This is a genomic window from Poseidonocella pacifica (assembly GCF_900111875.1).
GTDB lineage: Bacteria > Pseudomonadota > Alphaproteobacteria > Rhodobacterales > Rhodobacteraceae > Poseidonocella > Poseidonocella pacifica.
Genome location: NZ_FOJU01000006.1, coordinates 14650 through 27911, shown reverse-complemented (window position 1 = coordinate 27911; position 13262 = coordinate 14650). Strand labels below are relative to the sequence as shown.

At 56.0% G+C, this 13262-nt stretch carries 8 protein-coding genes, 1 tRNA gene and 1 pseudogene; 7 read left to right on the top strand and 3 right to left on the bottom strand.

Features of this window, described 5'->3' with window-relative positions; genetic code table 11:
- Positions 1 to 11 precede the first annotated feature (11 nt).
- From BM234_RS15795 to BM234_RS15770, 6 genes are all read left to right on the top strand, one after another.
- Positions 12 to 629, top strand: a complete 618-nt coding sequence (locus tag BM234_RS15795) for a YIP1 family protein (RefSeq protein ID WP_092066761.1) — start codon at positions 12 to 14, stop codon at positions 627 to 629.
- Positions 622 to 1842 (top strand): cysteine desulfurase, encoded by a 1221-nt coding sequence (locus BM234_RS15790; RefSeq protein ID WP_092066760.1) that lies wholly within the window; start codon positions 622 to 624, stop codon positions 1840 to 1842. The genes BM234_RS15795 and BM234_RS15790 overlap by 8 nt, the downstream gene beginning before the upstream one ends.
- A 185-nt stretch (positions 1843 to 2027) precedes the next feature.
- Positions 2028 to 2104, top strand: a tRNA-Arg gene (locus tag BM234_RS15785).
- Positions 2105 to 2330: 226 nt separating this feature from the next.
- Positions 2331 to 3305, top strand: a complete 975-nt coding sequence (locus BM234_RS15780; protein WP_092066759.1) for a 6-bladed beta-propeller — start codon at positions 2331 to 2333, stop codon at positions 3303 to 3305.
- Positions 3306 to 3378: 73 nt separating this feature from the next.
- Positions 3379 to 5859 (top strand): methyl-accepting chemotaxis protein, encoded by a 2481-nt coding sequence (locus BM234_RS15775; protein ID WP_092066758.1) that lies wholly within the window; start codon positions 3379 to 3381, stop codon positions 5857 to 5859.
- Positions 5860 to 6408: 549 nt separating this feature from the next.
- Entirely contained in the window at positions 6409 to 9036 is a 2628-nt protein-coding gene (locus tag BM234_RS15770) for a calcium-binding protein (RefSeq protein WP_092066757.1), read from the top strand.
- Between the two features lie 310 nt (positions 9037 to 9346).
- Here the strand turns inward: BM234_RS15770 and BM234_RS15765 are convergent.
- A pseudogene (locus BM234_RS15765) lies at positions 9347 to 10154 on the bottom strand (integrase core domain-containing protein).
- A gap of 299 nt (positions 10155 to 10453) precedes the next feature.
- Here BM234_RS15765 and BM234_RS15760 point away from each other — a divergent pair.
- Positions 10454 to 10843 (top strand): response regulator, encoded by a 390-nt coding sequence (locus BM234_RS15760; protein WP_092066756.1) that lies wholly within the window; start codon positions 10454 to 10456, stop codon positions 10841 to 10843.
- 102 nt (positions 10844 to 10945) lie between these two features.
- Here BM234_RS15760 and BM234_RS15755 read toward each other — a convergent pair whose 3' ends face one another.
- Positions 10946 to 11326 carry a response regulator gene (locus tag BM234_RS15755; RefSeq protein WP_092066755.1) on the bottom strand — a complete coding sequence of 127 codons (381 nt, stop codon included), beginning with the start codon at positions 11324 to 11326 and terminating at the stop codon, positions 10946 to 10948.
- The gene (locus tag BM234_RS15750; RefSeq protein ID WP_092066754.1) at positions 11323 to 13254 is read right to left on the bottom strand and encodes a sensor histidine kinase; all 1932 of its coding nucleotides are present in this window, start codon (positions 13252 to 13254) and stop codon (positions 11323 to 11325) included. The genes BM234_RS15755 and BM234_RS15750 overlap by 4 nt, the downstream gene beginning before the upstream one ends.
- Positions 13255 to 13262 lie beyond the last annotated feature (8 nt).

Sequence of the window (13262 nt, the reverse complement as noted above, 5' to 3'; positions counted from 1 at the left end):
GGCATGTCGATATGAATCTTTCCGATATCGGTGGCCTCCTGCGCCTCACACTTACCAAGCCTCGAGACGCTGCGGGACTTCTTCTTGCGGTCAATCCGGGGAAGGAGGTGCTTTGGCTTGCCTTCATCCTCGTCGGGGTTCTCAGCGCCTTGGCCTTCTTTGCGTCCAACATGCTGTTGTCCCTGGTTTCCGGCGGCGCCGAGATGCCTGCGACCCTGTCTATCATCTCCCGACTGACGCCCATCGGCGTGACCGCGTTTCTGTTGGTCAATCTGGGGCTATTCGCGGGCGCGCTGTACCTTGGCGGGCGGGTTCTCAACGGTCAAGCGCGGTTCGGTGACATCGCCCTTCTCGTGGTTTGGCAGCAATTCCTGATGATCGTCTTTCAGTTTGCGCAGACCGGTATCGCGCTCATCGCGCCAGCTGCCGTGTCCGTAATCTTTACATTGGCGTCTTCGCTCTATCTTTTCTGGGTGTTTCTGGTCCTGCTCGCGGTAGTCGAGCGTTTTGGAACTGTGCCGCGCGCGCTCGCACAGTTTCTGTTGGCGCTCGTCGGATTGTCGCTTTTGCTGGCCACGGTTACCAATCTGATCGGTGCACCCCCGCAAGGAACCTTCCCGAATGTATGATGTCCATGCTATCCGCGAGGACTTTCCCATCCTCTCCCGCGAAGTGAACGGCAAGCCGCTCGTCTACCTCGACAATGGCGCGTCCGCGCAAAAGCCGCAGGTCGTCATCGATGCGATCACCCGTGCTTATGCGGAAGAGTATTCCAATGTGCATCGCGGGCTTCATTTTCTGTCTAACCTGGCGACAGAGAAATATGAGGCCGTGAGGGGCACCATCGCACGCTTTCTCGGGGTGGCGGATGAAAGCTGCATCCTGCTCAATTCGGGGACGACGGAGGGGATCAACACGATTGCCTATGGCTGGGCCATGCCGCGGTTTGAGCCGGGCGACGAGATCGTCCTGTCGGTCATGGAGCATCACGCCAACATCGTGCCTTGGCACTTCTTGCGAGAGCGACAAGGCGCGGTTTTGAAGTGGGTCGATGTTGATAGCCGGGGGGATCTGGATCCGCAGGCGGTCATCGACGCTATCGGTCCCCGCACCAAGCTTGTTTCCGTGACGCATATGTCCAATGTGCTTGGCACGCTCGTGGACGTGAAGGCCATCATCGAAGGGGCCCACGCCAAAGGCGTGCCGGTGCTCGTCGATGGAAGTCAGGCGGCCGTGCATACTCCGCTGGATCTCGACGCGCTTGGCGCCGATTTCTATGCGATCACCGGTCACAAGCTCTATGGTCCGTCGGCTTCTGGCGCGATCTATGTTGCACCCGCCCGTCTCGCCGAGATGCGACCATTCATGGGGGGCGGAGACATGATCCGGGAGGTGCACAAGGACCGCGTGATCTATGCCGACGCGCCCATGAAATTCGAAGCTGGAACGCCGGGGATCGTTCAGGCGATCGGGTTGGGCGCCGCGCTCGAATACATGATGGCAATTGGGATGCGCGACATTGCTGTTCATGAGGCGGGGCTGCGAGACTACGCCATGTCGCGACTCAAGGGGCTGAACTGGTTGCAGCTTCAGGGCACGTCCGAGAGCAAGGGAGCGATATTCTCGTTCACGATGGACGGCCCCGCGCATGCGCATGACATTTCCACCATTCTGGACAAGAAGGGCGTGGCGGTCCGCGCCGGCCATCATTGCGCCGGTCCGCTCATGGACCATCTGGGCGTCGCTGCGACGTGTCGGGCCTCCTTCGGCATGTACAATACGGAGGCCGAGGTTGACGTTCTGGTGGATGCGCTTGAGTTGGCGCACGATCTCTTCGCCTGAGTGCGATTTACACCGTTGCAGGCCAAAGCATGATGCCATATACGCTGCGCCCAAGGCAGACGTCGCTGAGTTTCGGCGGCATCACCCTTAGGCCCTAGGGCTTGTGAGATGGTAAAAGGTACGTGATATATCGGGGTGTCCGAGGCGGGTCATTTGAATGCCGCTGAAAACGCTCTGAACTCGATGGTCCCATAGCTCAGCTGGATAGAGTGCTCGCCTCCGAAGCGAGAGGTCGCTGGTTCGAATCCAGCTGGGACCACCATCCCCCTACATTTTTTACAGAGAAACTGGTACGAAGCCGTCTTCTGGCGCGTGCGACTTCACCCGCTTCAAAGCTGTGCGGCGAGGATGAATGGCTCTGGCCTAGACTCCTTCTAATCCCGCAGACGCGAGTAAAATTGTCTCTAGATCGAACTCTGGCCGGAATGTTGCATTAACAAATGATGCTTAGAGCGGACGGTGCAAATCAACTCTAGGAGACACCATACATGTTCGCATCAGCCCGCTGCGGTTTTGCCGCGCTAGCCGCCACGACAAGCCTTTTTGCCGCTTCTGCCGTTCTCGCTCAACCTACGTTCGAGCACGTCATGACGTTCGGCTCCGAAGGTGATGGGGAAGGCCAGTTCCAATATGTCGAAGATTTCGCATTCGATGCTGCCGGCAACATCCTCGTAACAGACGCGGCGCACGCCTATGTTCAGGTGTTCGACAAGACGACCGGCGTTTTCAAGGCTCGTTTCGGCGGCAAGGGGTTCGAGGACGGAAGCCTGACCAAGCCCGAGGGCATCTCGATCGCTGACGATGGTCGCATTTTCATAGCCGACTACGATACGGGCGAAGTGAAGGTCTATGATGCTGGCTATGAGTGGCTGAGCACGTTCAGCGAGTATGGTTCCGAAGCCGGGCAGAACTTCAAGTCCGAGTTTACCGACATTCGCGATGGCAAGTATTACATGCCCGAAGCGGGCAACCACCGTGTCAATGTCTTCGATCTTGACGGCAACTTTCTCTATATGTTCGGAGATGGCGGGAATATCGAACCCGATGCTGCAGAGGGTCTCTTGAACAACCCGGAATCGGCAAAGTTCAACTCCGAAGGCACGCTCTATGTAGCGGACCTCAAGAACGACCGCGTTCAGGTCTATGATGCGGATGGCAACTTCATCTTCGGCTTTGGTAGCACGGGATCCGGCGACGGCGAGTTGGTATCACCGGCTGGTATCGGTTTTGACGCGGACGACAACGTATACGTCTCCGAGATCGGCAATGACCGCGTTTCCGTATTTGACAAGGACGGGAATTTCATCACCGCCTTTGGCGAAACCGGCGATGGCGTAATGCAGTTCGGAAACCTGCACGGGCTGACCGTCGACGCATCGACTGGCTACATCTACGTCGCGGATACTGCGAACAACCGGGTTCAGGTGTTCAAACCGTCTGAGGCCGTAGTCGTTTCCAACTAAACGACTGCTGGGGCGGGCGGCATGATGCCGGCCGCCCGTTTTCGCGCCAACCCGCATTGAGTGGAGCCCCACAATGAAAGCAATTCGCCAATTTCGTCTGCCATTCGGGCGAAAGCTAGCCAATTTGTCGATCCGAGCCAAAGTGCTGCTGGTCAACGTTGTAACAAGTGGGTTCGTTGTGATGGCTGGTGGCGCAGGTTTGCTGTCGCTCTTTGTTGTTGACGGGATACGCCGAGAGAGCGCCGAACACCTCGATCCGATTACCGAGGCGGCCTATGAGGCGGAGGTCCTTGCCCAAGACATTCGCGCAGGTGTGGCCAATGCGATCGCGTCAAGCGATATTGAGTTGCTGCGTCGTGAGGCGGTGAACCTTGAGGAAGCTCAGAGCGGTATCAATGCCGAGCTTTCCACGCTGGACAGCCTTATCCGAGGGAAAGAGGCGAAAGTTGCACTCGCGACCGCGCATACTGAGAGCGATCAGTTTTTTGCATTGGCCCAGCAACTCGTCACGACACTGACGAATAGAATTTCGGCGGAAACCACGCTCGATACAATCACGGCGCAAAAGGCAGATCTCGACGCTGAAGCCATCACGGCGCTTGAGAAAATTGCACGATCTGCAGAGACGCAGATGAACAAAAAAGAAGACGAGCTTCGAACAATGGTTCAGAGCGGAAAGGCGACGGTCGATCTGTTGTCGGCCGAGGTTCAGGGCGTCATGGGTGATACCTATCCTGCTCTGCGCGGTGCATATGGCCTGCGCACGATGATCGTGCTTCAGAGCGAAACCATGAGTCAGATGCTCGCACTTACGGAACCTGCCGATATTCAAAAGCTTGCCAAGAAGATGGGCGCAATCGGGGCAGCATTCGAGCGCGAGGTCAAGAAGCTCATGCCCCGGCTGGCACCCGATCAGAAAGCTGCGCTCACAGAGGCTCTCGCGGCGTTTGAGGAGGGCAGCAAGTTTCTGGCTGGCGACACGAATATCGTAGATGCCCACACGCGCGCGTTGCAAGCGACCGCAAATGCGGAGCAAACTCAAGCCGCATTCGATACCAAGGTGTTGGAGTTCGTCGATATCACCGCATCGTTGGTGGAGCGTGTCCTCGCCGCCAAGGCAGCGGGGTCGATCTCGGCCAGCAACGCCTCGGCAGCGGCTCAGTTCAGCGTTGGCACAATCGTTGTCGCGTCACTGCTGTTTACATTCGGCCTGGGGCTGATCCTATCGCGCTCACTGGCGAAACCAATCGGACGCCTCGTGGAAACGATGGGGACAATTGTGGCGGGTACGACCACCGTCGACGTTCCTTTCCGCGATCGCAGAGACGAGGTCGGATCTATCGCCGGTACAGTTGAAATCTTCCGTAAGAGCGTGGAGGAGAACAGGCTTTTGCAGGAGCAGGAACTCGCGCTGCGGGAAGCGGCCGAGATCGAACGGCAGAAACGAGCCGAGCGCGAGTTGCAACGCGAAAAAGATACAGAACAACGCGAGCGCGAAGCGAAGGAAGCCGAAGACGCACGGCTCGCCAAGATCGCCGAAGAGGCGGAGCGCGAGCGCCGCGCCCGCCACGAAGAGCAGAGCGCGGTTGTCACATCGCTCGCAACCGGATTGCAGAAGCTTGCCGCAGGCGATCTTGATGCGCTCATCGAAACGCCCTTCGTCTCTGGCTATGATCAGTTGCGGCTCGATTACAATGCCGCAGTCGTATCCCTCAAGGAAGTGATCGACACGATTGCCAGCAGTGCCGAAGCGGTCAACGCGGGAACGGATGAAATATCCATTTCCAATTCCGAACTGTCGGAGCGTTCCGAAACGGCGGCAGCGAGCTTGGGGCAAACTGCGGCGGCTCTTCACGAGTTGACGGCATCTGTTCAGTCAGCGGCCGACGGGGCCAACAAGGCCAATGATATCGTGCGCGGTGCAAAGACACGTGCCGAAGACAGCGCGGCCATCGTTGAACAGGCCGTTGCGGCCATGGATGAGATCAAATCTTCGTCGGATTCGATCTCCGTCATTATCCGCGTGATTGAAGATATTGCCTTCCAGACCAACCTTCTTGCTCTGAATGCCGGTGTCGAAGCGGCGAGGGCCGGAGAGGCGGGCAGAGGCTTTGCGGTTGTGGCCTCGGAGGTGCGGGAACTTGCACAACGTTCTTCCGACGCAGCGCGCCAAATCAACACGCTCATTTCCCAAAGCGGAACACAGGTAAAACGTGGTGTGGAGATGGTCGACAAGACCGGCGAAGTCCTCAGAGAGATCGTGACCTCGATCATAGAGGTGTCCGAGCATGTGGGCGACATCTCTGCCTCGGCAAAAGAGCAAGCAAGCGGGATATCCGAAATCAGCACGGCAACTGGCGAACTGGACGGTGCCACACAGCAGAACGCAGGGATGTTTGAGGCAACTATGATCGTCACCAGAAAGCTGTTGGAGGAAGCGCAGAAGCTTACCCTTACCGTATCTCGATTTACCGCCAATGGTGCCTCGGTAGACGGACGCCAGGACAGCATGGGCGATGATCATTCCGCGGATCCTCGCGCCCTGGTGGCCTAAAGGGCGTTTACCCCGGCCCATCATCCGCAGGTTGGCCGGCACCTGTCTCGCCGGCCTACTTGCCGAGTGTCTGGATAGGGCGGGCCGAGGCAATTGTTACAAGCTATCTGGCCAATTTTCCTTTCTTGCGGCTTGCGAGCACGGCAGCCTGCCATTCAGGTATCGAAATCGGAGGCTGAACTACGGTTCATCTCCCCGATACCACTTGGCCGAGCTTTTAAGAACAGCGTTGCTTATTGTTACGATCTGCAGTGTCCCCGCGTGGGGCGATAGGAGGTTGGGGCGCCTGGGTACCCATGTGGCCGCCCTTGATAGCGGAAATTTCCCTTTCACCTGTTAAGCGTTGCCGCATCTGCTTGCAGGCAGAGGTGCCTGCTCATCGGCCTCAGCGCAAAGTATGAAAACTCAAGTTTTTCGACCGCAGAGCCTTAGACATAAGCGGCTCAGGTCTTTAAAAGCTTCGTGAAAGGTCACAAATTGGCCCCATTCCGGTAACCGAAAGTATGCCCCCTAAGACGATTATGGTCCTGACCAAAACCGGGGGACCATATGAAGATCGACCTGCAACTTGGCACCGCAATGATCGGGACAGATCACTTCGGTTCAAACTATTTGGCCGATCGTCATTTCATGGAGCAATCCATTGAAGGGTCGGGGGGATTCAAATCCGCTGCCAGTTCTCTCGGGATCACGAACCTACGGTATCCCGGCGGAACTCTTTCAGAAAAGTACTTCGATCTCAGTGACGATAGACATATCTCGGGCGCGGGTGGGCACACCATAGATGCGCACAACTTTCACGATCCCGACGATGTTACCCAGATCACGCCACTGGCAGACTTTCTGAAGTATGCCTCAGAAGAGAATGCATCAGTTACAGTCGTGATACCCACGGCGCGGTACTTCGAGAAACTCACTGACGGTTCTGCCGATGGCTACAGCCAGGTGAAGCATGAAATACAGTCCTTCATCACTAGTATTTTCCAGTCTGAATTCGGTGGTCAAATCGCTCAGTTCGAAATTGGTAATGAATTTGGTGCGTGGATAGATGGGCATGCCGGGGATATTTTCGCCACTGCAGAAGATTATGCATATATCCTCCGAAATTTTTCGGTATGGATCGACGAGGCTCTGACTGAACTTAATCTTGCTGACGACCCAGATATTATCGGGCAAGCTGCCTTCTTTGAGTGGGGGGATAAAGGAAATAACTTACTTATAAATTCATTTCTCGACACCGATGTCGGGGAGGGGCGAGGAGACGTAGCGTCTGTCGCCGATGCTGTCGCCGCCTTGGACGGGATAAGTGTACACTCTTACACGACAGCGACGCTTGAAAACTATGATGAAAGACAGAATGAGGTTGAGGGTGACCTATACCTTTTTGAAATGTGGGATGAGCGAGTCGGTGCATGGACCGAGGCTTCGGGAGAAAGCTCGTCCGAACTTCGAAGAGTAGTGACAGAGTGGAATCAGAAAAATTCGGCGTTCCAGTCAAACCAAATATCCGGTTCGCAAGCGGCTATCGGACTGATTAGCCAGTTTCACCATCTCGTTTCAAGCGGGGTGGACGAATTGAACGTTTGGCCGGCATTGCAAACATCTCAGAACAGTTTGATTCGCGGATCCGGCGAACAACAGACATTGACATATAGCGGGGCTGCGTTTGCACTTCTTCGCAACCTGACAAACGATCTTTTCGTGCTCGATGGTGGAGGTGTTCTTGACTTCGATGAGGACGGGGTCGCGGATGCGGTGGCGTATTTCTTCGGTGATGCGGATCGGGTAGTCGGTTTCATATCTGCCTTTGATACAAGCTGGGAAGGTGTGAGTCTTGACGTAGCCGTTTTTGGTTTGAACATGGCCACGGCGAGCGCGTCCTTAGTTTCCCTGCACGGGAATACCTTAGATAATTTGGATGCCAGTTCCCAGCCTGTATTAACTTCATACACTTCTCCAAAAATTGAAACGGGCGGAATATTTGAATTTGATTTGATGTCGTGGGATACCGCAATATTGACGTTAGATCTGAAAGAAAGTGAGGTGGGGGCACTCATTTCGGGTTCAGCAACATCAGAGCTTTCATTCTCGCTCGAGATTCCGCTTAGCTCCGAAGAATTGAGGCTTATACAGCATCACGACGGCGCGTTGATGACACTGGTTGGTACAGAGACCCGCGACACAATCCAAGCCGTACAGAACTTCATTATAGATGCGTCCGAGGGGCATGATACGGTTTATGGTAGTTCCGGATCTGATTATATATTCGGGAATGCTGGAAACGACGAGGCCTTCGGGTTCAGCGGCAACGATGTCCTTTGGGGAGGGGCTGGAGACGATATACTTGATGGCGGTCTGGGGCAGGACATTCTTTCGGGAGGGAGCGGAAACGATGTGCTATACTCCACGGATGGGACAGCAAACGACAAATCGTTTGGTGGCCTTGGGGATGATACATTTTATTTCGATAGCTCTGCGGACATTCTAGATGGCGGAGAGGACAATGACCGCTTCTTCCATCAAGGCAGTGAATTCTACGCTGAGGAAGTCGTGCTGAATGCGTCTTCTTCGGCACACTTTGGAACCGGCCAGTATGTGGATCTATCTGGAAAAATGGTCGTGTCTTCGTTCATTATCGGGGGCGAGGGGTATGACACCGTTTTTCTGAGTGATGAGAGCACAGCGCTTATTCTCGACGCCTCCGCGCTTTCCGTCGCGCTGGACCCCCCCTCCGGAGTCGATGCGAGGCACCGCTTCGATGGAATCGAGGAAATTCAGGGTGGTGCGGGCGATGACGTGATTGACCTTACCTCGTACCAAGAAGTCAGTGATCAGGCTTTTTTCAAGTTGTATGGCGGCGATGGAGATGACGTTATCTGGGGTACGCCCGGCATGGAACTGATCGACGGAGGAGATGGAAATGACATTCTCTTCGGCGGGGCCGGTGGGGATACGCTGTCAGGTGGATCTGGTGCGGACACCTTTCAGTTTACCCTTTCTTCTGGCAGATCCACGATCACCGATTTTGATCCCTTTGAAGGAGATAGAATTCAGGTTTTCCATCCTAGTGGCGTAGTGCAGGACCTGGAGGCAAGGGAACTGGATGGAGGCTTCTTGGATATATCCATGTTGAACAACGAGGGTGATATTGTTCACATCTACATAGATCTCCTTTGATACCTAAAGGGAGAGCCTTTATTTACTCGAGGTTCGGTATCGTAATCCAGTTGATCGACTTGGCGAGCAAGTCAGGCTTCACTAACCGTTTTGAACGGCGATGCGGGCACATTGGAGGTTTCACCGTAGTTGCGACAACATCCGCTGAGCGCATTTTGCGTGTACACCGAAGCCGCGATAGCGATGAGGTGTTTCGTCACGTGCCTTTAGGGCGCTCTCTTTGCTTTGCTCACCACCCCAGATCCGTTGCTCGGTTTTTCGGCGTTTGTTCCATGCCAATCCCGCGAGCAACTGACCTGCCACTGAACTTTTATCCAGCCGCGATTTGAGCCCGGTTGGTGTTTCGGTCGATTGGCGCGGGTTGAGCAATCGTCCGACGCGCAAAGCTTTCATTTCGCGCCGCGGGGCGGGCGATTGTGGTGGGCAGGGTCCGGGCATAGTCTGTTGGTGCCTCGTAATCCAAGGCTGAATGCGGTCATTCGGTGTTCTAGTGATCCGCCCATGCCGCGATCACGACACGGGCATGAGCCAGATTCTTGAATATGGTTTCATTGAGCAACTCGTCCCACATACGCCCGTTGAAACTTTCCACAAAGCTATGCTGCATTGGCTTGCCCGGTTGATGCCGGAAGGCCTGTCCTCCCGGCGCAGCAGCGAAGAGCCGACTGTAGCCGAACCGCCGGCGTTCGTTGGCCAACTCGCGCGAGCGGCCGCGCAGTTTCGTATCCGGGGTACGCTGCGCCTGCTAGCAGACCATCTTGCGATCCGCGTCAATATTCCGGCAGGCTAGGAGCTCCGAAAGGCCGGGACCGGCCCGAAAGGTACGCGACCGCTTTGTGCTTCACGGCGGCCCTACCATTCTTTTCCACCGAACCCTTCGTCGTCGCCAGGTCCAGCATCTGCTCGACCAGAAGATTCTCTAGTTTCGCGTCCTCATCCTTGTGCGACTTCGGCCCTTTGGCCTCCGACACCATCATGCCACCGAAACTGGATTTCCTGTCGAAGAAAGTGCCTTCCGACATGCCGTTTCTACGGCACAAGTCGGCACACTTCGCGCCGGCCTCATGCTGGGCCAAGCTGCCGATGATCAGTTCGTCCGTGAATCTCGATCGCTGGATTGTTCGTCCTCAAGTTGGGGCCGACTCTAAACGACGGCGGAGGAAATATCCCATGGCAGGTCACAGGCTCGCGGCTGGATAGAAAGTGAAAAGGCCGTAAATCTCTCCCTTGTTATGAGAAGAGTTAACCGCCGTTAACCAATTTTTCTGCCGGGCGGTCCTGATCCCTTTGCATGTTAGGCGCGAACAAGGTAGAAATTTGCCTGTTTCCGTCAGGTCAGAGCCACGGTCGGCGGGGTAATGTAACGATTTGTTAGTGAACAATTGCGAGGCTTCAACACGTAGTAGGGACGAGTTGTATGAAAGCGCTTATAGTTGAAGACGATCCTCACTTGTCCTTCACATGGAAGGAAACGCTCGAAGATACCGGCTTCGAGTGCTTTTGTGTGTCTTCCACCAAGGAAGCCACTGCGTGCGCTCTGAGGGCGCGGTACGATCTTTACGTGCTGGACCTCTTTGTCGAAGACGGAAACACGGTGAGCCTGTCGGACTGGATCGCGATCCGTCATCCGGGCGCCTCAATACTTATGGTCACGGGATCCGGCATGTTCGCTCAGGGTGACCATACGCAGGTTGCATCCGGTGTTTCGTGGCTCCTGCGCAAGCCGATCAATGTCTCAGATCTTGCAGCCGTCGCGGAATATCTCGCGGGACGATCGGGCAGGGAGGTTTCTCAGCACCCAGCCTGAGCACCACCTTCCCAACCTGCTTCTTCCCCCGCAGACTGAAAAAGCCGCTTCATACGAAGCGGCTTGTGTCGTTTATGCATGAAGTTGGCTGAGTCCTTTGCGCTACGCAGCGCGAACCGCCTCGAGGGTCGAGCGCAAGCGCGAGAGGGAAACCGGTTTGCTCAGGACGCCATCGAACCCGCGCGACTGTACGTAGTCCCGATTATGCCAAGCGGTATCGGCAGTCACAGCGATGATCGGAATGCCCTTGGGCGGATCTTGGAGGCTTGTACGGATCTCGGAGACGGCCTCATCCCCTGACTTCAGCGGCATATGAATGTCCATCAGGATCAGATCGATCTTGTCGCTGAGATCCAAGGACCGCTCAATTCCCTCAGCGCCATTACATGCTTCGTGGAATTCATATCCCAACTCATCAAGCATCTCGGTGACCATGAACCTGCTTTGGGCATCATCTTCTACGACTAGTACTGAAAGGCTCATGATTGCATACCCTTTGTATTCGACACGGGTTTCACGGGGAGGATCAAGGTAAACTCTGACCCTTCACCGACGGCACTCTTGACCAACAGATCACCGCCTAGCAGGATCGCAAGATTCTTGGAAATAGCAAGACCTAATCCGCTCCCGCCCTGGCGACGGGTGATTGTTCCGTCAACCTGCTGAAAACTTTCGAAGATCCGCTTGAACTGATCGGAGGGTATGCCCATCCCCGAGTCCCGAACTGTTAGCGCGAGCGAGGGTTGCGGGGTCACACCGGGGGCGAGAGAAATCTTGATCGCGCCGCTATCGGTAAAACGCACCGCGTTGTCGATCAGGTTGACGGAAATTTGTTTGACGCGGGCATAGTCGGTCAGAACCGTTCGCGGCGTGTCAGGCGCCATCTCTACGCTGGCGGTCACTGTGTCGGTTTTGCTGTGTTTGGCCAGAGCCCCTTCGAGGGTTCCACTCAGGAAGTCCTGAAGTTCTCCCGTTTCGACTTGCGACCGGTCGATGGGGACTTGCTCCTCCTCAAGACGGGCTGCGTCGAGGACCTTGGACAGAAGTTCGAAAAGGCCCTCTGCTGCCAGCCGTCCGTTCACCGCCCTGCGTTTTTGTCTCTCTGGGATATCCGCGCCTTCGATCAACTCGAACAGCCCCATGATAGCGTTTAGTGGCGTACGCACCTCATGGCTCATCATGGACAGGAAATTGCTCTTGGCCGCGGCGCTCGCTTCGGCCAGAGCGGTCTTGTCCCGCAGTTCCTTCTCGAGCCGTTCTCGCACGAGCGTGTTCAAACGCAGACTGTCGACGGCGTGGTTGATGCGGGCAATCTCGTCGCTGCCTGCGATATCGCGGGACGGAGCGAGGTTGCCAGCCGTGATATTTCGCAGGTTGCTGTCAACAATTGCCAGCCGCTTTGCGACTTGCCGTTCGATGATGAAATAAAGGATGCTCACACTAAGAAGCGTGGCGACGATCGCGAGCAGGACGAGCACCGTATTGAACAATTGCGTCCGCACGTTCAGCACGCGGCTGGACTCGGCGATCTCAAGCCGCTGTGTATTGACGAGATCGACCGTGGCACTGCGCTGTTCATTCAGGGCTTCGACCAGATTGCTGGTCGTGTCGAGGAAAAGCTGGTTGAGCCCTGCCTCTTCTTCCTTCGCACCAAGCGTTGTGCCATCGAGAATGCCGCGCCGCAGGGAAGTGACTGGCCGTGCAAGGGCGGAGCGCAACTCACGATCTTCCAAGCGGGTCAGGGCAAAGGTTATGTCGCGCAGACGCACAAGCATAAGATACTTGATTTGCTCCACCCGGCCCTTTTCTGAGGTTTGCCGCAGCTCATCGAGCGCTTCGATGATCGCGCGAACGTCGGAGTCGACTGAGACAAGGCGCCGCAAACGTGCGATGGCGGGCGCTCCGCCCGGTGTTTCGGGCGCTATGCTGAAGTTTTCGATATCGCGAAGCAGGAATTCCTGCGCGGGCATGATCCCGTCAATTGCCCTGGCGAGCGCCGCCACCGCCGCGTCACGCGCGCCGTCGATGTTGGAGCTGAGCGTTTGCAGGCGCTGGATCTGTCGCTGGATGTTTTCCTGACGAACGAGCAGTTCACCTGTGAACTCGCTATCCCCGAAACGATCAAGTCCTTCGAGTTTGTCTGTGAACGCGTCCGATATGGCGGTCAGTTCAACCAACGCGTTGTCGGCACCGGTCCGGCCCGTTACGAAGAGAGATGCTGCCAGCGAAAGCTCTTCGAACGTGTCGCGGTTAAGTTCGTCAACTTCGATGAAGAGGGGAACCTGGCGCTCGGTCAGGATCTGTCGATCCTTGCCAAGGGAGTGGATCACATATGCAGAGAATATCACGGTGGCGATCGCTAGGACTGCAACCCCGCACACCGCGAGCCGCAGCTTATTGGTAATACTCATGAACTAAA

Coding starts and splice junctions, on each gene's coding strand:
- BM234_RS15780 (WP_092066759.1), top strand. CDS start 2,331: ATGTTCGCATCAGCCCGCTGCGGTTTTGCCGCGCTAGCCGCCACGACA.
- BM234_RS15770 (WP_092066757.1), top strand. CDS start 6,409: ATGAAGATCGACCTGCAACTTGGCACCGCAATGATCGGGACAGATCAC.
- BM234_RS15755 (WP_092066755.1), bottom strand. CDS start 11,326: ATGAGCCTTTCAGTACTAGTCGTAGAAGATGATGCCCAAAGCAGGTTC.
- BM234_RS15775 (WP_092066758.1), top strand. CDS start 3,379: ATGAAAGCAATTCGCCAATTTCGTCTGCCATTCGGGCGAAAGCTAGCC.
- BM234_RS15760 (WP_092066756.1), top strand. CDS start 10,454: ATGAAAGCGCTTATAGTTGAAGACGATCCTCACTTGTCCTTCACATGG.
- BM234_RS15790 (WP_092066760.1), top strand. CDS start 622: ATGTATGATGTCCATGCTATCCGCGAGGACTTTCCCATCCTCTCCCGC.
- BM234_RS15795 (WP_092066761.1), top strand. CDS start 12: ATGAATCTTTCCGATATCGGTGGCCTCCTGCGCCTCACACTTACCAAG.
- BM234_RS15750 (WP_092066754.1), bottom strand. CDS start 13,254: ATGAGTATTACCAATAAGCTGCGGCTCGCGGTGTGCGGGGTTGCAGTC.